The sequence below is a fragment of the Burkholderia sp. BE17 genome (genome assembly GCF_009362305.1).
GTDB classification, from domain to species: Bacteria; Pseudomonadota; Gammaproteobacteria; order Burkholderiales; family Burkholderiaceae; genus Burkholderia; species Burkholderia pyrrocinia_C.
The window spans coordinates 59,069-80,782 of the sequence record NZ_WHNU01000028.1 but is presented as its reverse complement, the minus strand read 5'-3'; the positions used below and the strand labels follow the sequence as shown (position 1 = coordinate 80,782).

The window sequence follows — 21,714 nt, the reverse complement described above, 5'->3', positions numbered from 1 at the left end:
AGGACCTCGTCCTCTACCGGCAGGAGGGAAATTCAAGGACAAACACGTTCACAGCAACCGATAGGGCGCTGATCGAGCACCACCAGCAGGAAATGGCACAAGTCGGGTTGTTGATCCAAGCCAGAGCGACCTCGTCGCGACTACTGCTCCGGCTGGGTTCCAGAGCCGCAATGACCGGCTGGCCGCTCTGGGCGGAGCCAAATGAGACTACGTATTGGCGAAGTATGCTCGGTGTTGATATTTGCTCACCAGCCGAACGATGGTAAACCCTAGTATTCGGGGGCGCACCCGTTTTGATATGTTCATTTCGCGGTGCTCATTTATGCCGCTTAAAAACGTAAAATTGTAAATTCGGGCGCGGCAAATGACGATTTCCCGGATGCCGGCAATTTTCTAGAAATATCAAAGACCGAGAGAATCTGGGGGCAACATGCGTCATCCGAATTCTGAGCTTGCTCGGCGCCCGGGCAAGAAAGCCGTGCGCCAGTTCATCCGAAGCGCCACGGCTCTGGCGTTGCTCCTCGCAAGTGCCGCTGCGAGTTCCGGTTCTATCAGCTACACCTATGACTCCTTGGGCCGGCTGACGAAGGCCGTCTTCAATAACGGTTCCAGCACCACCACTGTCACCTACAACTACGACGCGGCGGGTAATCGCACGTCGGTTTCCACCACGTCCCCATAGCGTCGTTTCGCATCCCGCGGTCTTGCACGCTTCGCTCTTAGCTATTTCGTATTCCATATTAACGTGATATTCACGGGGGACGTTATGTCCAGGCTCTCGCGCGCCGCTTTCCAGAACACCGTCAATCTTTTCGTTTTCGTCGGTTTGACGGCGTTCGGATCGATTAGCTTTGCCGCTCCTATTCAAACCGTTTTGCCGCTGCCGAAAAAGGCAGGAACGGATTGGATGTTGGGTGCGCAACCAACTGCGCCGAGGTCTGCGAAGCACTACGTTGGAAATGAGCTTCCTCCCACCGGCGTCGGGCAGCCGGTGACCTTCGTGAGCGGGAAGCCAGTGATTGCCTATTCGCCGGAGCGCCTCTCGGCGCTCGCCAACACACCGGGACCGGGCAGAAACGCCGCCAACCTATTCCCAATCTCGGGTCGGGATTGGGAGCAGTCCCGTGCACGTGTCGTTCCGCCATCGAAACTCAATCAAGGAGCGACGGTCGAAACCAAGACCATTGCCCCGTCAACCCGCAGCACCCGCGCGAATGTGCTGAGCGCCGGTGGCAATGGAAGTCCGCAAGGCCCGGCCTCGATCTCCGAGCTGGCGCGCGCGCTGAACTACAACCCAGATGTCATCTATCAGTACGTTCACAACAACGTCGACGTGTATCCGATTTATGGTACCCAGAAGGGTTCATTCGGCGCCGTACTCGACAATCAGGGGACCGTCTACGATCAAGCCATGTTGATGGTCGATCTCCTTCGAGCGTCCGGTTATACAGCGAGCTTCACGACGGGGGTGATCAAGTACACGGCCGCGCAATTCAACTCACTTTACGGTGTCGATACGTCAAATGTCTGTGGAGTGCTGAATCTGTTGGGCAAGGGGGGAATTCCCATCTATGCGGCGACCGCGGTGAATCCGGGGCAGTGTCCAGGTAACACGTCGGCACTGGTTGATGTGTCAGTGGGGCACATCTGGGTGAAGACGGTCATCAACGGTACAACCTACTATTTCGATCCGAGCTTCAAAACCCATTCATTCAAGACCGGCATCAATCTCGCCAGTTCGAGCACGACAGGCTACGACGCGACGACGTACCTGAATTCCGCAAAGAACGGGGTGACCATCACCGCGAATTACGTACAGAACATCAATCGCACAAATATTCGGAACAACCTTACGACCTACGCCAATAACCTCTCTGCGTATTTGCGAGCGAACATGCCGACGGCTACCGTTGACGATGTCGTGGGGGGAAAATCAATCGATCTGATCTACGGGGCCATCCCGCATTACACGTCACCGCCGTTGCAAAACACGGCTTATGCACTTCAGGATCAGACGGATGTTCCGATATCCATGAAGGCGACGTTGCGGATCCAATATCAGGGAATCGACCAGACCTACACGTCGGACGCGATCTATGGTCATCGGCTGACCATTACGTACAACTCAGCCAATCAGCCGATCCTCACACTCGACGGTGCTGCGGTTGGCAGTCCTGGCACAGCCCCTCCTTCTGGTGCTTCGACAGCTATCTTGATGTGCTCGGGAATGTGTTGCAGCAAGCGGACCCGCTATTCAACGTCACGCAATTCGCTTACGACGGACAAGGACGGCTGATCACCAAGATTTTGCCCCAGGGGAATGGCTTCTCATACACGTACGATGATGCATCCTGTGCGAGCTCGGAGAAACGCTGTACGCAGAACGTGAAGTCGATCACGCAGTTCGCACCGTCCGGTTCCGGTCTCGCACCACTCGTTCGAAACTTCACCTATGAGAGTGCATACAACAAAGTTGCAACGGAAACCGATGCGCGTGGCAATGCCACGACGTACACCTACGCGCCCTGGGGCGACATCGCGACCGTAACATCGCCGGTTGATGCGAGCGGGGTAGCACCGTGGACAGCCTACGATTATTACTCGTGGACACCTACGGGCTTTCCTACGATGTATCTGTTGTGGAAGACGACCGTTAAGACGAGCGCATCGAATTCCACCGCGACGACGAGGACCTATGATTGGGCGCACCACGAAGTACCGGCGACCTCGACAGTCGACGCCGGCTCTGGAACGCTGAATCTCACGACTACCTACACCTACGACGACATCGGCAACCTGACCGTAGTGGACGGGCCGCGCACCGATGTGGTCGATACGTGACAACGAGCTACGACAGTGAACGGCACCCAACCGTCGTGACGGATGCGCTCGGGAAGCAAACACAGACGACTTATGACGCCGACGGTCGCCCAACTGCCGTCGCGCGGCAGATCGGCACCCAGTGGTTGACGAGCTGCTCGCGTTACAGCGCGACAGGGAAAGTCATCCGGGCCTGGGGTCCGTCGCTGACGGCGTCGGCGACGACCTGCCCAGCCGAGGCAGCGCCGGTCCCGATCACGGATACCGCGTACGACGATCTGGATCGCCCGTATCAGAAAACGGAGTACCTTGCGGCCGCAGACGGCGGTAACCGGGTCACCACAACGGTGTATAACGTCGACGACACCATCAACACGATTCAGAAGGCGACGGGTACGGCGCAACAGCAGAATTACGTGCAGTACACCTATACGCCGAACGGCAATCTCAACTCAAGCGCCGACGCGAAGAACAATCTGACCGTCTATTCATACAACGGCTTCGATCGCCTGACCAACCGGTACTACCCGCTGCCAAATACACCGGGTTCCGCGAACAGCAACGATTACGACGGCTACACCTACGACGCGAACGGCAATGTGTCGGCCATCCGCAAGCGTAGCGGCGACACGATCACCCAGACTTGGGACAATCTGAATCGCTTGACGGCACGCACTTATCCGAACAGTGCGAGCAATGTTCAGTTCGGGTATGACCTGCGCGGGCTGCGCACTGCGTCCCAATACGCGAACGGAAGCTACGCGGTTTCCTATGCGTGGGACAACGCAGGCCGGCTGCTCAACACATCGGCGGGTGGAAAGACGCTCAATTTCCAGTATGACGCTGCGGGTAATCGCACGCAGACAACGTGGCCCGACGGGTTCAACACGACCACCAGCTACGATGCGCTGAATCGGCCGAGCGTGATCAAGGAGAACGGAAGCGCGGCGCTCGCGACGTACAACTACGACGACCTGAGCCGGGCAACCACGATCACGTTCGGAAACGGGACATCGGTTCAACGCGGGTACGATAATCAAGGCGGGCTCTCGACGCTGACGAACGCGTTGACGGCAGCTGGCGATCAGGTGCAGTACACGTACGCGCGCAACCAGGTCCTCGACGTGACCAGCGTCACGCCGAGCAATCTCGCGTACCAGTGGGGTGGCGGGACCATCGGCACCCAGAGCTACACCGCGGATGGCCTGAATCGCTACACAGCTGCAGCCGGAAATTCGGTCGGATACGACAACAACGGGAATGTGGCGAGCTACGGTGGTTGGACGTACGCCTACGATCTCGACAATCGTCTCGTATCCGGAACCACTGGATTATTTTCAACGGTCAGCCTAGCGTACGACGCGGAAAATCGGTTGCGCCAGACGGTCGAGCCCAATGGCCTCGGCAGTCTCACGACGAATATGCTGTACGACGGGACGAAGCTCGTTGCCGAATACGATTCGTCAAGCAACGTGCTGAGGCGTTACGTGCATGGCTCAGGCGTGGACAACCCGCTCGTCTGGTACGAGGGCTCGGGGACCACGAGCAAGAATTGGTTCTACACGGATCAGTTGGGCAGCGTTGTCGCGACGGCAGATGGAACTGGGGCCAAGACGGCGGCCTATACCTACGGCCCGTTTGGCGAGCCGAATGCGACGAGCGGTACGCGGTTCCGATACGCGGGACAGCAAATAATAGGGGCGCTCGGACTGTATTACTATAAGGCGCGCTTCTATTCGTCAACGCTTGGTCGGTTTTTTCAGACGGACCCAATTGGATATGCTGACGATCAGAATTTGTATGCATATGCGGGGAACAATCCGGTTAATCGTGTCGACCCAGGCGGGTTGACGGGGACTGTCGTGGGATCCGACTCTTTGGATCTTGCACAAAGGGGCCTTCCTTTCACCGGTCCTCCGGGGGGATTCTATATTCACCCGATCACAGGGGACGTTCGGTACTATGACTCAAATGGCAATGCTTCAGCGGACATACATTTCAGTCACCCGCATGAGGGGATGCAACCGCACGGTCATAACTGGGGACCCGGGTTTGACCGAAACGAAGGACTTGAAATTTCCCCGCTGCCATATTAGGAAGATATTTTTGGAAACCTGTTAAACCTGGTAAACATCGTTAATGTAGTATTTGCGAGGCTAAGATAATGAGCGAAAGAGATAAAATTAATCGGCTGATTGAAAATAGCGATCTTGTTATTAAGGTATACGGATATTGGCCATCTTTTCACGACTCCGAGGTCGTGGACTTTGGAATCCACACCACGAAGATTGAGGAGAAGTACGTTACAGATATTAAGATCACGATTCTTCATCGGGGCCAGGACAATCCGCAGTGGAAACGTGCGGGACCAACATGTTGCATTGAGATTTCATGTAGAAACGTCTCAAACGTTGACTTAAAATTGAACGACATTGCTGGGGGAAACTGGATTCAAGAGCTAAACATAACTGGAGCGGGCGATGTAGGTGTCGATTTGGAACTCGTTCCCTTGGCCGGTCTTGATTTGCGTCTGAAATGTGAAGTTATTGAGGTGGCTGGTATATATCCCGTCCCACTATAAATTGACTGCCGTGAGCGTCAACAGAACTCCCTTGCCGTCGTCGGCAATGCTCCGAGCAATTCGGTCCTGTCGACGAGCTTGCTCGCGATCAGGTGCCGCACCTTTCCCTCCGCCTGCCATACGCCATAGACGGCGAGCAGCGCGGCTGCCGAGTGTTTCCTTCCGATACGTTTCCAGCTGTTTGGGCCACAGGATCACATTCACCTGGCCTGTTTCGTCCTCGAGCGTCATGAACAGCACGCCATTGGCCGTGCCCGGTCGCTGCCGCACCGTGACCAGTCCGCACGCGCGCGAGCTGCCCGTTGTGCAGCGTCGCCAGCTGTTCGGCCGACTGCAGGTGGTGATCGCGCAGTATCGCCAGCGGATGCCGGCCGAGGGTGAAGCCCATCGCGCGGTAGTCCGTCACGATCTCCGTTCCCTCGGAGGCTGATGGCAGCGCCGGCGCCGCATCATCACGTTCCGTGCCGTGCAGCACGCCGTACGCCGGTTGCCGCCCGCGACCGTGCGCAGCGCGCGAGATCAGCGACGTCGACGAACGGCAGTACCTGTTGCGAGCTCGGTGCGGTCGGCCACGTCTTCTATGCTGCGCAGCAGTGAAAGGCCAAACCCCGCACCGGTGCCGTCGCCCCTTCGATTGCGGAATGCCACACGCTCACGGTGACGTCGACCCCAGGTACGGCTCGTGCGAAGAAGCAAGCGGATCACTGTGTCGCGATGGTGCGCGCGGTGGGGGGGCGGCGCAACGGACCGCGAGGCCGGACGGGCCCAGGGGCTCGCGTATTCGATCGCTGCACGTGCGGTACCAACACATTGTCATTCCTGCACGCGGCGACACGGCGACGCCCTTACACGATCCGTTTGGGCGTATCCATTCGGACGCGACGCAGGTCAGCGGATAGCGGTTGCAGACCGATGAACTGCAGAAGCCAGAGGCAACACCCATGGCATTAACACTGGGGCTTCCCTGCGGTCGGCATGTCAATCAGCATCATCTTGATTATAAAGCGTATTTCTCAGGGGCCTGACCGCAAGCCCTTGTCGGAGCTAGATCGCCATACATCGGTAAAACGCACCAAAATCAAAGGGACCCCGCTCCCTGAGCCAAATGGGACGCCTCAAGGTCTCGCCATCGACGCAAACCAATGACGCTTAATGGCCGAGGCCGTGTAAAAACGCACGCAGAACGTCGCGAACGAGAAAACTGGTCACCGACGTGGCATCGTGGATCGACGCAAACCTTGCTTCGCGCCGCAGCGAGCAATCGCGAATCCAATCTCGCCGATATCTCGACTCTTTCAAGAGTGTTAGTCAACGCTTGCGTACAACCGAATCGAGCACGAAGCTGGTCGTCATGTTTTGCACACCGTCCATCGCACTGATCGTCGCCCAGATGTCGCTGATGCGTTCGTGCGTGGCGGCCTCTATCTGTACGAGCAAATCGACCTCACCGCTGAGAACCGCGCAGTCGCGCACCTCGGCGATCCGCTCGAGTGCGGCCAGCACGTCGGCGCCGCGCATCCGGTCCTTGCGGTAGACGAGCATCACGGCACGCACGGGTGCGGCATCGTCGGGCAACGCGAGCCGCACCGTATAGCCTGCAATGATCTTCAGCGCTTCGAGCCGGTCGATCCGGTTTCGGACCGCCTGCCTGGACAGACCGATCCTGTCGGCCAATACCGCGAGCGGAATCCGCGCATCGGCGCACAACGCGTCGATTATCTTCTGGTCCAGGCCATCGATCTTCATTCGCCGAACCCGGTATGCCGGGCGCCGAGTGCATCGACCGCGTCGCGCAATGCCGCGATGTGGCCCGGGCCGATTCCGCAACACCCGCCGACGATCTGTGCACCGAGCGCAAGCCACTGCTCCGCCCATCCTGCGTAGCCGGGCGGATCGATGTCGCTGCGCAGGCCGTGGAGTTCCTCGTTCGCGCGCGCATCGGCGCGCTGCGGCGGAAACGCGTTCGCATAGGCGCCGACCGCCAGCGACGTCCCCGTTCGCGCGAGCGTGCGCTGCACCGTCTCGATCGCCGCACCCATCGCCTCCGGCTGGCTGCAGTTGAACAGCAGCGCGGCCGCGCGCGCGGACACGGCGGCGTCGATCGCTTCGTCGAGCGTCTGTCCCGATCGCAGTGCCGGCGTGGCGCCTGCTTCGATGTCGTCGTGCAGCGTGAACGAAACCCACAGTGGCTTCGGATTCTCACCGAGCGCTCGCCTGACCGCGCCGATTTCGTCGGTCAGGCTCTGCGTCTCGGCCAGCCACAGGTCGACGTAGGGATCGAGCCCGTCGACGAGCGTCGCCAGAATCGCATCCGCGCGCGCCGCGTCAAACAGGTCGGGTCGGTAGGAACCGCCGGTCGGCGGAAGCGATCCTGCGACGCGCACGGGTCGCCCTGCACGGTCCGCCGCTTGCCGCGCGAGTTGCCCGGCAAGGACCGCGAGCGCGACACCGTCGCGACGGAACCGCTCTTCGCCGATATGGAACGGCACGACCGCATAGCTGTTCGCGGTGATCACGTCGGCACCCGCCGCGATGAACGCGTCGTGCGCGAGACTGACGTAATGCGGCGCTTCCATCAGCGCGAGCGCCGACCACTCAGGCTGCCTGAACGGCGCCCCGATCCGCGCCAGTTCGCGCCCCATGCCGCCGTCGAGTACTGTGATGTCATGCATAGTCCGTGCTCCGTCGTTGCAATCCGCGCATCGCGTGCCCGAATCGATTCAAAGGTCGGCGCGGCGCGCGCGAGACGTCGATCAAGCGTGCGCGCTGGTCCGTATCAGATCTGTTCTAACGCCTGCGCGACATCGCTTTTCAAATCGTCGATGTGCTCGATGCCCACCGAATAGCGGATGAAATTGAGCGGAATGTCGGCAGCGCGCATTTGCTCCGCCGACATCGTGCCGGCCCACATGGATGCCGTATGGATCGCGAGCGAATCGACGCCGCCGAGATTGCCTGCATTCAGCGGCAGGCGCAGCGCCTCGACGAAGCGCTGCGCTTCGCAGAAGCTTCCCCGCACACCGAACGCGACCACGCCGCCGAAACCGCGCATCTGCCGGCACGCGAGCACATGCTGCGGATGGCTGCGCAGGCCCGGATAGAACACACGCTCGATCTTCGCGTGCGCTTCGAGGAATTCGGCGAGCGCCTGAGCGTTCGCATTGATCCGCTCGACTCGCATCGGCAGCGTGCGCAGCCCGCGCAGCAGCAGCCACGCGTCCATCGGCGACAGCACCGCCCCGAGCGTGATGTGCGTATGCCAGATCTGCTCGGCGAGCACGCGGCTCGTGCAGATCACGCCGCCCGTCAGGTCGTGATGGCCGCCCAGATACTTGGTCGCGCTGTGCACGACGATGTCGACACCGAGCCGGTGCGGCTGCTGGTTGATCGGCGACGCGAACGTGTTGTCCGCGAGCGTGAGGATGCCGCGGGCTCTGGCGATCTCGGTCACCGCGGCGATGTCGGTCACGAGCAGCAGCGGATTGACCGGCGACTCGAGCACGATCAGCCGCGTGTTGGGCCGGATCGCACGATCGAACGCGCCCACGTCGGTCTGGTCGACGAACGTCACCTCGACGCCGAACCGGCGCAGCATGTCGTCCAGCATTTTCGTGGTGCTCATGTAATGACGCGTCTGGCCGACGACGTGATCGCCGGCCTTCACGACGCTGAGGATCGCGGTCGCGATCGCGCCCATGCCGGATGCGGTGACGAGCGCGGTCTCGGTGCCCTCGAGCTCCGCCATGATCGCCTTCACGCGCTCGTGAACCGGATTGCCGTAGCGGGTGTAGTTGCGCGGATGCTGCGGCACGCTCGACATCTCTGCGAATTCCTCACTGCCGGCTGCCTTGAACACCGCCGAATAGTGGATCGCCGGCGCGACCGACTGCTCGTCGGTCACGTCGCGGTCCGCCGCCAGCGCCAGCGTTTCAAGCTTGTATCCCATGTCGTCCTCGGATGGTTCGTTGTGTCGCGTTCATGCGGCGCCCGTCAGGCACGCACGCTGCCCAGATGGCGATTCAGCAGACCTTCGATGCGTTTGAGCACGGTCGAAAGCACGGCCGTGATGCCGACGTACACGATGCCGGCCAGCATCAGCGCGTCGGTCGTATAGGTTTCGATCGAGATGCGTCGCGCGACACCGGTCAGGTCGAGCACGGTGATCGTGCTGGCAAGCGCAGTCGACTTCAGCTGCAGCACGATCTCGTTGCCGAGCGTCGGCGCGACGATGCCGATCGCGCGCGGCACGATCACGAACCAGGTGAGCATGAAGCGGCTCATCCCGAATGCGAGCGCGGCCTCCTTCTCGCCGGCGGGGACACCGGCGATCCCGCCCCGGATGTCTTCCGCCATGTAGGCCGCGAGATTGAGCGTCAGCGCGCACAACGCACACGAGAACGATCCGCCGACCAGCAGCCATAGCGGCGACGCACGCACGATCGAGAACTGCGCGAGCCCGTAATACAGCACGAAAATCTGCACCAGCAGCGGCGTGCCGCGAAACACCGACATGAACAGGCGGCTCGGTGTCGACAGCCACCGGCACGCCGACGTGCGCGCGACAGCCAGCGGCACCGCGAGCGCGAACGCAAGCGTGCATGACAGCACCAGCAGCGCGAGCGTGATCCATATGCCGCGCGCGACGTCCGGGCCGGACTGCACGATGAGGGAAAGAATGTCGTTCATCACGTGGTCCTCGTCAGGTACGTTTTGCGTAACCGCGGCCCGCGATGCGCTCGAGCCACGCGAACACGGGGTTTGATGCGGCGAGAAAGCCGAAATAGACGATTCCGACCGTCACGTAAAAAACGAACGGCTGCTTGGTGAACTGCGCGGCGATATTGGCCTTGCGCAACATGTCCTCGAGCCCGACGATCGACACCAGCGACGTGTCCTTCAGCAAGTTCTGCCACATGTTGTTCAGGCTCGGCAGGCAGATGCGCCACGCCTGCGGCAGGCGCACGTACCACAGTGTCTGCAGGGGTGTCATTCCATACGCGCGCGCGGCCTCGATCTGGCCGACCGGCACCGCGATGAACGCGCCGCGGAACATCTCGGACGAGTAGGCGCCGAACACGACGGCGAGCGCGATCACTCCAGCCGAGAACGGGCTGACGACGATGGCGCCATCGAATTGCGCGTTGAGCACATGCGACAGCCCGAAGTAGCAGATCAGCAGGATCAGGAACTCGGGAATGCCGCGCAGGAAATTGGTCAGCGCATAGGTCGCATGTCTGAGCCACCCCAGGCTCGACAGCTTTGCCGATGCGCCGGCGATGCCGAGCAGCATGCCGACGCACAGCGCGGCGACTGCGAGCTCCAGCGTGACGAACGCGCCAGCCGCGATCTGCGCGCCGTAGTTCACCAAGATGTCCATCGTAAAATCGCTCCTTGTGAGCCCGGATCGCGCAGACCGCCATCCGGCGACTGCGCGGTCCCGATGCGCGGTTATTGCGGCGCGATGCTGAACGGGAAATAGCGCTTGTTGGCTGCGGCGAACGTGCCATCCGCCTGGACCTGCGCGATACCCTTGTCGAACAGCGCCTTCAGCGGCGCGTCGCCCTTGCGTACCGCGATCGCCGTACCGTCGCCGAAGATCTCCGCATCGGCAATCGGCTTGCCGACGAAGTCGAAGCCTTCCTTCCTGCCGGCCTTCGTCAGCCAGTCGTACGCGACCGTGTTGTCGGCGAACACCGCATCGACGCGCCCGGCCTCGAGATCGAGCCACGCCTCGTCGAGCGTCTGATAGACCTTCACGTTGATCCCCGACTTGCCCGCCGGCAGGCGGCGGCGCAGATAGGATTCGTGCGTCGAGGCCGTCTGAACGCCGATCGTCTTGCCGCGCAACGTGGCGGCGTTGTCCGTGATCCCCGAGCCCTGCTTCGCGACGAGTTGCACAGGTGCCGTCGTGAAAATGCGCGAGAAGTCCACCGACTGCTCGCGCTCCGGCGTCTTCGACATCTGCGCGAGCACCGCATCGATCTGCTTCGCCTTGAGCGCCGGAATCAGCGCGTCGAAATCCATCGTCACCCACTGGCACTTGACCTTCATCGTGTCGCACATCTTCTTGCCGATGTCGATCTCCATGCCCTGCAGCTTGCCGGATGCATCCTTGTATTCGAACGGCGCGTAATCGGCGAGCGTACCGATCCGCACGACCTGCTCGGCATGCGCGACCGATCCGAGCAATGCCGCGCCCACGCACAGCAACTGAAGCAGCTTCTTCATGGTTTCCTCTCCGGTTGACAACGAATCCGCATCAGATGATGCTGGACAGAAACTTCTGGAAACGCGGCGACTTCTGGCTCGCGAACACCTCATCGGGACTGCCGTCTTCCTCGATTCTTCCCTGGTGGACGAACACGACCCGGTTCGCGACTTCGCGTGCAAACCCCATCTCGTGCGTGACGACGAGCATCGTGCGTCCCTCGTCGGCCAGCGAGCGCATCACTTTCAATACTTCGCCGACGAGCTCGGGATCGAGCGCAGACGTCGGCTCGTCGAACAGCATCACGTCGGGGTCGGTCGCGAGTGCACGTGCAATCGCGACGCGCTGCTGCTGGCCGCCCGACAGCTGGTTCGGATAGTGTTCGCACTTGCCGGCGAGCCCGACCCGTTCGAGCATCGCGATCGCCTTGTCGCGTGCGTCGCGCTTCGGCACGCCGAGCACGCGCGCCGGCACGAACATCACGTTCTGCAGCACAGTCATGTGCGCCCAGAGATTGAACTGCTGGAACACCATCGCGAGCTTGCGGCGCACGCGCATCACCTGCTGCGCATCGGCCGCGACGAGCGCGCCGTCGCGGCCCGCCGGCTTCAGCGCGAGCGTTTCGCCGTTCACGCAGATCCGGCCGCGGTCGGGCATTTCCAGCAGGTTGATGCATCTGAGGAACGTACTCTTGCCTGACCCGCTGCTGCCGAGGATCGATACGACCTCGTGATTCCTCGCGGTCAGCGAGATGCCCTTCAGCACCTCGACACCGCCGAACGACTTGTGAATATCCTCGACCACCAGCGCGTCCGCCGCCGGTTTGCATGCAGGAATTGCTGCTGGCATCCTCGACTCCTTCTTCGATACGTTGCTCACCACACCGCTCCGGTTCGCGCCGCGCCGGCCCGCCAGGCGCCGGCGCTTGCGCATCAGCTCGACAGCCGCCGGTTGCGTCTGAAGCACACCACCTTGGGCTGCGTCATTTCCGTCATCGCAAACCGAACGCCTTCGCGGCCCAGCGACCCATGCTTGAATCCGCCGAACGGCATGCCGTCGAAGCGGTAATCGGACGAATCGTTGATCATCACGCCGCCCGCCTGCAGTCGCTCGGCCGCGCCGAGCGCCACCTCCAGCCGGCTGGTGAACACGCCTGCATGCAGGCAGCTCTCCGACGCGTTGGCCGCATCGAGCGCCTGCTGCAGGTCGGTGAATTTCTCGATCGTCACGACCGGCGCGAACACCTCGTCGGCCCATACACGCGCGTCGTGCGGCACATCCGCGAGCACCGTCGGTTCATACAGCGCCCCGCGTCGGCGATGACCGCTCAGCACCGTCGCACCGCACGACACCGCTTCGTCGACCCAGCGTTCGACGCGGATCGCCTGTTCCTCGCCGATCATCGGCCCCATGTCGGTCGCATCGTCCAGTGGGTCGCCGACGACCATCCTGCCGGTCAGCTCGACGAAATACCGGACGAACGGCTCGTATGCCGCCTCGGCGACGAAGATCCGCTGTGTGCCGATGCAGTTCTGTCCCGCTGCCCAGAACGCACCCGACACGCAGGATTCGGCGGCATCCTTCAGGTCGCAATCGGCCATGACGATCACCGGCGCATTTCCACCGAGGTCCATCGCGACCTTCTTGAGTCCCGCATCGCGCGTGATGGCCTCGCCGGTCTGCGGGCCACCGGTAAAGGTCACCATCCGGATCCGCCGGTCGCGCACCAGCGCGGACGCGATATCCGCGCCGCCGTGCACGATCTGTAGCGCGTCGCGCGGCGCCCCGGCTTCCCACAGGACCTCGACGAGCGCCTGTGCGGACAGCGGCGCGAGTAACGAGGGCTTCAGGATGACCGCATTGCCGGTCGCGAGCGCCGGCCCGAGCTTGTGTGCGACGAGGTTCAGCGGGTCGTTGAAGGGCGTAATCGCGAGAATCACGCCCAGCGGCTCCAGCGTGTAGTAGCCGCTGCGATCCTCCGAGCCGGGATACCCGTCGAACGGGATCGTCTCGCCGTTGAGTCGTTTCGCTTCCTCGCCCGACAGGCGCAGCGTGTTCACGCAGCGCGCGACTTCCTTGCGGGCCTGCCGCAGCGGCTTGCCCGCTTCGAGCGAGATCGTGCGTGCGAATGTCTCCGCTTGTGCCTCCACGCTCGAGGCTGCGCGAAACAGGAGGTCGGCCCGCTGGCTGCGCGGCATGGTTGCGGCTGCACGCGCGCCGCCGAGCGCGCGCTCGACGAGGAGCGGTGCCGCATCGGCTCGCGACAGACGAACCTGGCCGACGATCGAGCCGTCATACGGCGACCGCACATCGGCTACGCCGGCTCCCGTGCAGTCGCTCATCACCGCATCGCGCGCGCTCATGCGGCCACCTCGTGCGAGGCCGCGCCAATCCTGTCCGCCAGTTCGATCAGGTCGGAGAGGATCGCGAACGCCGTTTCCTCGCGCCCGGCACCCGGCCCGCTGATCGTCACGCCACCGAGCACGTCGGTGTCGAACGTGATCGCGTTCGTCACGCCGCTCGCGGCCAGCAACGGATGGCCGGCCGGCAGCTTGCGCGGCTCGACGCTCGCGGTCACGGTGCCGTCCGGATGGCGGGTGGCAGAACCGATCAGCCGCCACGACATGCGCTCCGCCGCCGCTGCGCGCACGTCGTCCTCGGTCAATTCCACGATGCCGCGGCACGTCACGTCGCCACGCTCGAGGCCGGCATTCCACAGTGCGTTCGCCAGAATGACGACCTTCAGCTGTACGTCCGAGCCGTTGACGTCGGCCGCCGGGTTCGCCTCCGCATAGCCGCGCTGCTGCGCATCCCGGATCGCCGCCTCGAAGCTCGCGCCGGCCTCGACCTCGCCGAGCACGTAATTCGACGTGCCGTTCAGGATGCCAGCGAAGCCGCGGATGTCGCAGCCGCGCAGCGAGGTCGCGAGCTGCCGCAGCACCGGCGTGCCGCTCATCACCGTGCCCTCGTACATCACACACGCACCCGATTGCGCGGCGATCCGCGCCAGTGCCGGCTGCGCGAGCGCGATCGGCCCCTTGTTAGTCGTGATCACGTGCTTGCCGCATTCGAGCGCGGTACGGCAATGCGACAACGCGGGCTCACCGGTGTTCGGATCGGTAAAGGTCGCCTCGATGACGACATCCACGTGCTCCGACGCGATGGCCTTCAGCACCGCACCGAGACCGACGTCCGGCGACACCAGCGTGCCGGGATCGCGACGCAGCGCTTCGGCATCGACGCCCCGCCGGACGGTTTCGTCGAGGACGTCCAGCGCGATACCGCGAGGATTCGTCGCGATCCCGAGCCGCAGGTCGGCGACCATCGTCACCGATACGTCGAGTCCCGCCGCCCCCAGCATCGCGCGCTTCTTTTTGAGCAGTTCGACCAGTCCCTGATTGACTCCGCCGAAACCGACCAGTGCCAGTTTGAGTTCCATCTCGATCATCTCCTGTTCATTGACTACACGACACAGGTTAGTTATGCGAATCGATTTTCAAATTATGCGTTTCGCCCGATTCTGGTAGTCATCCATTGCGGTTTGTCATGCGGGACCGGCGGATCGCCCGTTCCCGCGCGAAACAGGTACGTCAGGCAGCCGGCGGTTCGTCGTCGCCGTCCTTGTCGACCGGCACGAACAGCCCGACCTTGACCGCACTCAGCACGACATTCGTGTTGATCCGGCGGATCATCGGGTTGCTCTGCATGATCCGCGCGGACAGCCGGTCGTACGCCTCGACGTCGCGTGCGGTGATGATCGCGATCAGGTCGACGGAGCCGGTCACGTAGTAGATCTGCTGGATTTCGTCATGCGCCTTCGACCACTCGCGGAACCTGGCGACAGTCTCGTAGTTTTCGCGTTCGATCTCGATTGCCGCAATGAACGTCATCGGCCTGCCGACCGCAGCGCGATCGACCACCGCGATTTCCGCCGAAATGATCTTTTCGGTACGCATGCGCTTCAGCCGCTTCTGCACGGCCGAGGTGGACAGACCGATCCGTTCGGCAATGGCGTCCGCCGTCGCGGTGCAATCGCGCTGTACGATATTCAGGATCTTGCGGTCGAAGGAGTCGAGTGCGTCGGTCATGGCGTGGCCTGCCGGAGAACGGGTACTTGCGTCAAAGATAAAAAGGGCGGGCCGATCTGAGCCCGACCAGATGCCGGACACGGTCGAACGCGGTAACCAGCGTTTCGCGCCACTGCGCGACTGGCCCGCGGATGCATACGGGTTCGAAATGGATCGTGTCCACACCTGCGGGAATACGGAACGGGCGCTCGATGCCATCGTCCGATTCGGTCACGAGTGCGGTGCCGTCGACTTCGGTCAGGCTCATCAACAGATGGGCGGGTGCAGTCGCACCCAGCAGGTCGCGCAGAGGCGACTCGTTCGCGGACAACTGCTCGAGCAGCGGCAACTCGTACGCGCCGGGCCACCAGGTGTCGTCCTCGTCGAGCCATGGGCCGACGCCCGGCATTCCGACCATCTCGAGGATCCGGTTCGCACCGAGATGCGCATAGGCGCGACACCGGCAGGCCCCATCGGTCGAAGAGCGCGCCAGCCAGCCGCCGACGCTCGGGACAGGGTCCGTCAACACGACGTTCGCAGGCTTCAGTTGGCCGAGCATTTCAGCCGCGCTTGCAGCGGATCGGTGCCCTTCGCAGGACCTCTGTGCGTGATCCGGGACGATGCTGCACACCCACTTGGGACCATCCTGCAAGGCGGCCGGAACGTCGCCGGCCCGGACTTGAGCGGTTCGCCTGCGGGCGTGTTCAACGATGACGATTGGCGTGTCCGGCATATAACTGTCTCGTGCTTGCGGGGCCGCGTCGTAGAGATCCTGGCGCACTTCGTGGATTGGTAACGATGTTGGGGGCTGAGGAAATAATATCGCGGGGATGCGACCAAAAAAATCTCAACAGCCATGAATTTCGACGCAAAGCGTCGAAAAACGTGGACAGCCGGACGTTTGGCATCCATCCGGGGTCTCGGCAGGTCCGGTGACGGGTGCGGGCGGGAAGATGACAACATCCGCGAGCTGGCCACCACGCTCCGCGGGCGCCCGATGGCGCGAGGCAAATCTGCTATCGGCCATGGGGGGCTCATACCGCGAAGCAACCCCGCCGAGCACGGTGATTGCTTGAGCATCGGATCGCCGAGAAAGCCCGCGATCATGAAGGAGACGGGCCCGGCGTCAGTCGCCGATATCGGCTCACGCCGGCTGCCACGCTCAGGTATCCGATGAACGGGGCCTAATGGTAGGCGACCGAACGAACACGCGCAGCGGCGATGAATTGATGCCTTATTCCATTGATTTGCATCGATACGCTGAGCTACACGCCTTCCTGCAGTTGCAGACCCACGATGCCCATGACTACGAGAGCGATGCAGATCAGCCGCCCGACGAAGGCGGGCTCATGGAACCAGACGATGCCGACCAACGCCGTTCCCGCTGCCCCAATGCCTGCCCATACGGCGTAAGCGTCTCCTAGCGGGAGGACGGTCAATGTGAGACTCATTAGCCACACGCTCAGTACGGCCGCCACGATCGATACCCCGCCAGGCAGTACTTTTGTATAGCTCTCAGACAGCTTCATCGTCACGGAGAAGACGACTTCCAGCAAGCCGGAAACTACAACGATCGACCAGGCAGCAAGCGGACTGGAGACGACAAACATGGGCCCCGCCTTCAGGTTGGATGTGGTCGACAGAGCGTATCAAAGTATTTCCTCTCACGGAAATCGGAATCGAAGAAAGCGGCTGACTGGCCAGTCGCGGATGTTATTTTTCACATGACGCCGAACCCGCCAAGAGGCCTCAACTCAAATGCCAATGCCAATGCCATGGACGACCGGGATTCCGGAGTGACAAAGTTAATTTTCTCTACGCCAGTACCTGTTCTTCATGTCGACAATACTCCGCCACGAATTGTCTCCGCCGACCTAGCTTCCCGCTTTCGATCTGCACGAATCATCTCGCTAGCGCGCTCAGCGATCATCAGCGTCGGCGAATTAGTATTGCCAGACGTGATCGTTGGCATGACCGACGCATCGACGACTCGCAAGCCGCTCACGCCGCGCACGCGAAGCCGGGAATCGACGACCGAGCCCGGATCGTCCGCCCTTCCCATCCGGCAGGTTCCAACCGGATGAAAGATGGTTGTTCCGACGTTGCCGGCTGCATACTGCAACTCCTCCTCAGTCTGGAATTGAATGCCGGGCAGTATTTCCTGCGGGCGAAACCGCTCGAGCGCGGGAGCTGCAACAATGCGCCGGGTCAGCCGCAGCGCGTTGGCCGCGACGTGGCGGTCTTCCTGAGTCGACAGATAGTTGGGCGCAATACTCGGTGCCATCAGCGGATCATTCGACGTGATGTGCACGCTACCCCGCGACGACGGCCGCAATTGACAAACGGACGCCGTAAATGCGTCGAACGGATGCAGCGGTTCGCCGAACCGTTCGAGCGACAGCGGCTGCACGTGGTACTGGACGTCGGGGCGCGTCAGCGTTTTATCGTTCGGATCCGACTTCGCAAACACGCCGAGCTGCGATGGCGCCATCGCCATCGGCCCGCTTCTGAACAGTCCGTATTCGAGACCGATCATCAGCTTGCCCCACCAGTGAGCACTGAGCGTGTTCAAGGTCCGCACACCTTCTACCTTGAATGCCATGCGCAATTGCAGATGATCCTGCAGATTCTCGCCGACGCCGCACAGATCTTCCACCACCTCGATTCCAAGCTTCGCGAGACGCTCGGCGTTCCCGACTCCCGACAATTCGAGCAATTGCGGAGAATTGACCGCACCGGCACACAGGATCACTTCACGCTTTGCCTTGGCAATGCGCGGTTCGTCGCCGAGACGAAACTCGATTCCGGCGCAGCGCTTGTTCTCGAACAGGAGTCGTCGGGTCTGCGCGTTCGTCAGAATCGTCAGGTTCCCCCGCTTCGCTACGGGTCGAAGATAACCTTTCGATGCATTCCAGCGAATGCCGTGCTTCTGATTGACGTCGAAATATCCGACGCCGGTGTTGTCGCCGCGATTGAAATCGTCCGTTGCGGGTATGCCGGTCTGCTCAGCGGCTTGCGCGAACGTTTCGAGAATGTCCCATTTCAGCCGCTGCTTTTCTACGCGCCACGGGCCGCCGGCGCCATGAGCATCGCTTGCACCGCCGTGATAGTCCTCGCTCTTCTTGAACGTTTCGAGCACCGAGTCCCATCGCCAGGACGAATCGCCCGTCATTCGCGCCCATCCGTCGTAATCCTCTCGCTGACCGCGCATGTAGATCATGCCGTTGATCGACGAGCACCCACCCAGAACCCGGCCTCTCGGATACGACAGCGCCCTGCCGTTCAATCCCGCCTCGTCACGGGTCTTGTAACGCCAGTCGGTCCGTGCGTTTCCGATGCAATAGAGATACCCCACCGGAATGTGAATCCAGTGGTAGTTGTCCTTCCCGCCCGCCTCGATCAGCAGCACGGATACGTCATCGTCCTCGCTCAAGCGATTCGCGACCGCGCAGCCAGCCGTACCCGCTCCGACCACGATATAGTCGAACTCGCCAACCGATTGCGGCGCGCGGGCTTCGTTGATCTCTCCTGCCGACATCTTGCCTCCTGGATTATTTGCATGACATCTGCGCGTCGTTCCGGACACTTGCCTCCACCAGGGCAGATCCGATCATCGCCGGCGCAGGCAACGTCAGGTCAACACCTGCCTCGCGACGGATCGGGAACGCAACCATTCCATGGTGATCAGCAGCAGACTTGAGAAGACGATGAAAATGGACGCGAGCGCAGCGACCGTGGGCGTGATGTTTTCGCGAATCCCGATGAACATCTGAAGCGGAAGCGTTCCCTGAGTCGGACCGGCGATGAACATCGTGATCACGACGTCGTCCAGCGACGTAGCGAACGCAAACAGCGCGCCGGAAATCACCCCTGGCGCAATGATCGGCAACGTAACGGCAAAAAAAGTTCGTACCGGCGATGCCCCCAGGCTCAGGCTGGCTCGCACATAGTTCTGGTTGAAGCCGGCAAGCGTCGCATTGACCGTGACCACGACGAACGGCGCGGCGATCACCGTATGCCCGAATATCAGTCCGGCATACGTTCCGGCCAGTCCCCATCGTGCAAACAGCAGGTACATCCCGACGCCGGTGACGATGACCGGGACGATCATCGGCGAGATCAGGATGGCGACCAGCAAACCCTTGCCCCTGAACGACGCCTTGTTCAATCCCAATGCCGCCAGCGTTCCGAGGACGGTCGCAACGATCGTCGCGATCGGCGTCACGATGAAGCTGTTTGCGCCGGCACGCGCCCAGTCCGTGGACGTGAACAGATTGTGATACCACCTGAACGAGAATCCGTGTATCGGATAGACGAGAAATGAGTTCTCGTTGAACGAAAGCGGAATGATCGCCAGGATCGGCAAAATCAAAAACAGTAGCACCACGACATTTGCCGATCGCTGTGCGTAATGCCATACGATTTCCGGCGTCGACATGTAGGGCGCGAAACGCGGCACGTGAGTTTTCATGATGCTAAGCCACCTTGATTTCCGAACCGACGATCCTTCGATAGAGTGCGAAGAGCACCAGCGTCACCAGGAGAAGGACCGCACCGAGCGCGCAGGCCATCCCCCAATTCAGGGCCACGTTGGTGAAATACGCGATGTAGTAACTGACCATCTGGTCGCCGGCGCCACCGAGCAGCGCGGGGGTGATGTAGTAGCCCAGCGAGGTAATGAATACCAGCAACCCGCCCGCGCCGACACCGGGAAGCGTCTGCGGCACGTAGACTTTCCAGAATGCCCCGAATGGATGACTGCCGAGAGAAATGGCCGCTTTCGTGTAACTCGAAGGAATCGACTTCATCACGCTGTAGAGCGGCAGGATCATGAATGGCAGCAAGATGTGCGTCATCGCGATCAACACCCCCGTCCGGTTGAACAGGAGCGACAGGGGCGTCGAAATCACCTGCAGCGCCATTAACGCCTTGTTGACGAGGCCCGCCCCCTGGAGAATGACGATCCACGCCGAGATCCGCACGAGAATCGATGTCCAGAACGGCAGAAGCACCAGGATCATGACGAGATTCGCCTTTCGAGCCGGCAGAATCGAGATCCAGTAGGCAAGCGGATAACCCAGCACCAGCGCCGCAAGCGTCACAAGCCCGCTGATCACGAAGGTCCGCATGAACACAGCGCGGTATGCGGACGCGCCGTTCTCGACCGGCACGATGCGGCCGTCCGAGTCCTCACGATAGTCGATCGTGGCAAGGAGATACTGGCTCGTGTAACGGGACGATACGGTCGCGATCGCCTGCCAGTAGCTCGTATCGGCCCAGCGTGGGTCGACTTCGATCAGCCGCTTTTGCATATCCTGCGCGGAAATCGCCACATCGTTATCGGTGAAGGGAAGCGCGCTGGTCGTCTTGTAAAACAACGACCGGAACCCATCCTTCAGGCCGTTCAGCCGACCAGCCGCGGTACCGGTATCGTTGTCTCCACCGTTGCTCTCCACGTCGAGCACCAGTGCACGGTAAGCCTCGGCAGGAACGGGTGACTTGCCATCCCAGTGGCGCAATGCCGAGGTCGTCTTCGGCAATGCGTCGACCACCTCGGGACTTTGGACCGATCGAGAAATCATCGATGCGACCGGCATCACGAACACAAGCAGGATGAACAGAACGAGGGGCGCCACCAGTCCTAACGCCACTACCTCCTTTCGAAACTGAACGGCTCGCAGCGACCGCTTGAGTTGGCGTGTAACCGCCGTCGCCTGGTTGCCGACGTCAACGGACGCCACATTCAGTGCGCGCACCGTCGTCCCGTCTGCGAGCCGAAGCTGGCAGCGGTCGCCGTTCCTTGCAACGACCGTGCCGCTCATCCGATTGTTGTCGCCGATGAAATTCGCGACGAAGAGATTCGTCGGTGATTCGTACAAGCGATCCACGGTATCGAGCTGCTGAATCACGCCCTGGTCGAACACGGCAACACGATCGGACATCGTGAGTGCTTCACTCTGGTCATGCGTGACGTAGACGAAAGTCAGCCCGAGCTCTTCGTGAAGCGCCTTCAGCTCGAGCTGCATGTGTTCGCGCAA

22 protein-coding genes are annotated in these 21,714 nt (G+C 61.5%); 6 read left to right on the top strand and 16 right to left on the bottom strand.

Features of this window, described 5'->3' with window-relative positions:
• Positions 1–430: 430 nt before the first annotated feature.
• The 5 genes from GD429_RS23450 to GD429_RS23430 all read left to right on the top strand — a co-directional run bounded on the left by GD429_RS23450 (position 431) and on the right by GD429_RS23430 (position 5,401).
• Positions 431–682 carry an RHS repeat domain-containing protein gene (locus GD429_RS23450; protein ID WP_152860372.1) on the top strand — a complete coding sequence of 84 codons (252 nt, stop codon included), beginning with the start codon at positions 431–433 and terminating at the stop codon, positions 680–682.
• A gap of 84 nt (positions 683–766) precedes the next feature.
• Positions 767–2,296, top strand: coding sequence for a transglutaminase domain-containing protein (locus GD429_RS23445; protein ID WP_152860370.1), 1,530 nt, complete (start codon positions 767–769; stop codon positions 2,294–2,296).
• Between the two features lie 89 nt (positions 2,297–2,385).
• Positions 2,386–2,841, top strand: a complete 456-nt coding sequence (locus GD429_RS23440) for a hypothetical protein (protein ID WP_415748954.1) — start codon at positions 2,386–2,388, stop codon at positions 2,839–2,841.
• On the top strand, positions 2,838–4,916 hold the full coding sequence (locus tag GD429_RS41655; protein WP_193727175.1) for an RHS repeat-associated core domain-containing protein: 2,079 nt from the start codon (positions 2,838–2,840) through the stop codon (positions 4,914–4,916). Before GD429_RS23440 ends, GD429_RS41655 begins: the two co-directional genes overlap by 4 nt.
• A gap of 68 nt (positions 4,917–4,984) precedes the next feature.
• On the top strand, positions 4,985–5,401 hold the full coding sequence (locus GD429_RS23430) for an Imm50 family immunity protein (RefSeq protein ID WP_152860364.1): 417 nt from the start codon (positions 4,985–4,987) through the stop codon (positions 5,399–5,401).
• Here GD429_RS23430 and GD429_RS42110 read toward each other — a convergent pair.
• Entirely contained in the window at positions 5,396–5,632 is a 237-nt protein-coding gene (locus GD429_RS42110) for a hypothetical protein (RefSeq protein ID WP_415748953.1), read from the bottom strand. The two genes, GD429_RS23430 and GD429_RS42110, sit on opposite strands and share 6 nt — an antisense overlap.
• On the opposite strand from GD429_RS42110, the gene GD429_RS42105 reads away from it, so the two are divergent.
• Entirely contained in the window at positions 5,631–5,831 is a 201-nt protein-coding gene (locus GD429_RS42105) for a hypothetical protein (RefSeq protein WP_193727174.1), read from the top strand. The two genes, GD429_RS42110 and GD429_RS42105, sit on opposite strands and share 2 nt — an antisense overlap.
• Before the next feature lie 878 nt (positions 5,832–6,709).
• Here GD429_RS42105 and GD429_RS23420 read toward each other — a convergent pair.
• The 15 genes from GD429_RS23420 to GD429_RS41240 form a co-directional block, all read right to left on the bottom strand.
• Positions 6,710–7,147 (bottom strand): Lrp/AsnC family transcriptional regulator, encoded by a 438-nt coding sequence (locus GD429_RS23420; RefSeq protein WP_152860362.1) that lies wholly within the window; start codon positions 7,145–7,147, stop codon positions 6,710–6,712.
• Positions 7,144–8,073 (bottom strand): homocysteine S-methyltransferase family protein, encoded by a 930-nt coding sequence (locus GD429_RS23415; protein WP_152860360.1) that lies wholly within the window; start codon positions 8,071–8,073, stop codon positions 7,144–7,146. Before GD429_RS23415 ends, GD429_RS23420 begins: the two co-directional genes overlap by 4 nt.
• 104 nt (positions 8,074–8,177) lie before the next feature.
• Positions 8,178–9,347 (bottom strand): trans-sulfuration enzyme family protein, encoded by a 1,170-nt coding sequence (locus GD429_RS23410; protein WP_152860358.1) that lies wholly within the window; start codon positions 9,345–9,347, stop codon positions 8,178–8,180.
• Between the two features lie 44 nt (positions 9,348–9,391).
• On the bottom strand, positions 9,392–10,087 hold the full coding sequence (locus tag GD429_RS23405) for an ABC transporter permease (protein ID WP_152860356.1): 696 nt from the start codon (positions 10,085–10,087) through the stop codon (positions 9,392–9,394).
• A 13-nt stretch (positions 10,088–10,100) separates the two neighbouring features.
• A complete protein-coding gene (locus tag GD429_RS23400) occupies positions 10,101–10,778 on the bottom strand; it encodes an ABC transporter permease (protein ID WP_152860354.1) in 678 nt (225 codons plus the stop codon).
• A gap of 71 nt (positions 10,779–10,849) precedes the next feature.
• Complete coding sequence (locus tag GD429_RS23395; protein WP_152860352.1) at positions 10,850–11,629, bottom strand: transporter substrate-binding domain-containing protein; 780 nt, start codon at positions 11,627–11,629, stop codon at positions 10,850–10,852.
• A gap of 31 nt (positions 11,630–11,660) precedes the next feature.
• Positions 11,661–12,458, bottom strand: a complete 798-nt coding sequence (locus GD429_RS23390; RefSeq protein ID WP_021157537.1) for an ABC transporter ATP-binding protein — start codon at positions 12,456–12,458, stop codon at positions 11,661–11,663.
• An 83-nt stretch (positions 12,459–12,541) separates the two neighbouring features.
• Positions 12,542–13,972 (bottom strand): aldehyde dehydrogenase family protein, encoded by a 1,431-nt coding sequence (locus GD429_RS23385; protein ID WP_152860350.1) that lies wholly within the window; start codon positions 13,970–13,972, stop codon positions 12,542–12,544.
• Entirely contained in the window at positions 13,969–15,048 is a 1,080-nt protein-coding gene (locus tag GD429_RS23380; protein WP_152860348.1) for a homoserine dehydrogenase, read from the bottom strand. The genes GD429_RS23385 and GD429_RS23380 overlap by 4 nt, the downstream gene beginning before the upstream one ends.
• Before the next feature lie 151 nt (positions 15,049–15,199).
• Complete coding sequence (locus tag GD429_RS23375) at positions 15,200–15,778, bottom strand: Lrp/AsnC family transcriptional regulator (protein WP_321574809.1); 579 nt, start codon at positions 15,776–15,778, stop codon at positions 15,200–15,202.
• The gene (locus GD429_RS23370) at positions 15,729–16,409 is read right to left on the bottom strand and encodes a hypothetical protein (protein WP_152860346.1); all 681 of its coding nucleotides are present in this window, start codon (positions 16,407–16,409) and stop codon (positions 15,729–15,731) included. Before GD429_RS23370 ends, GD429_RS23375 begins: the two co-directional genes overlap by 50 nt.
• Before the next feature lie 532 nt (positions 16,410–16,941).
• Positions 16,942–17,286 (bottom strand): DMT family transporter, encoded by a 345-nt coding sequence (locus GD429_RS23365; RefSeq protein ID WP_152860344.1) that lies wholly within the window; start codon positions 17,284–17,286, stop codon positions 16,942–16,944.
• 224 nt (positions 17,287–17,510) lie between these two features.
• Positions 17,511–19,214 (bottom strand): GMC family oxidoreductase, encoded by a 1,704-nt coding sequence (locus tag GD429_RS23360; protein WP_152860342.1) that lies wholly within the window; start codon positions 19,212–19,214, stop codon positions 17,511–17,513.
• 93 nt (positions 19,215–19,307) lie between these two features.
• Positions 19,308–20,147, bottom strand: coding sequence for an ABC transporter permease (locus tag GD429_RS23355; protein ID WP_152860340.1), 840 nt, complete (start codon positions 20,145–20,147; stop codon positions 19,308–19,310).
• 4 nt (positions 20,148–20,151) lie between these two features.
• Positions 20,152–21,498, bottom strand: coding sequence for an ABC transporter permease (locus GD429_RS41240; RefSeq protein WP_415748955.1), 1,347 nt, complete (start codon positions 21,496–21,498; stop codon positions 20,152–20,154).
• Between the last annotated feature and the right edge of the window lie 216 nt (positions 21,499–21,714).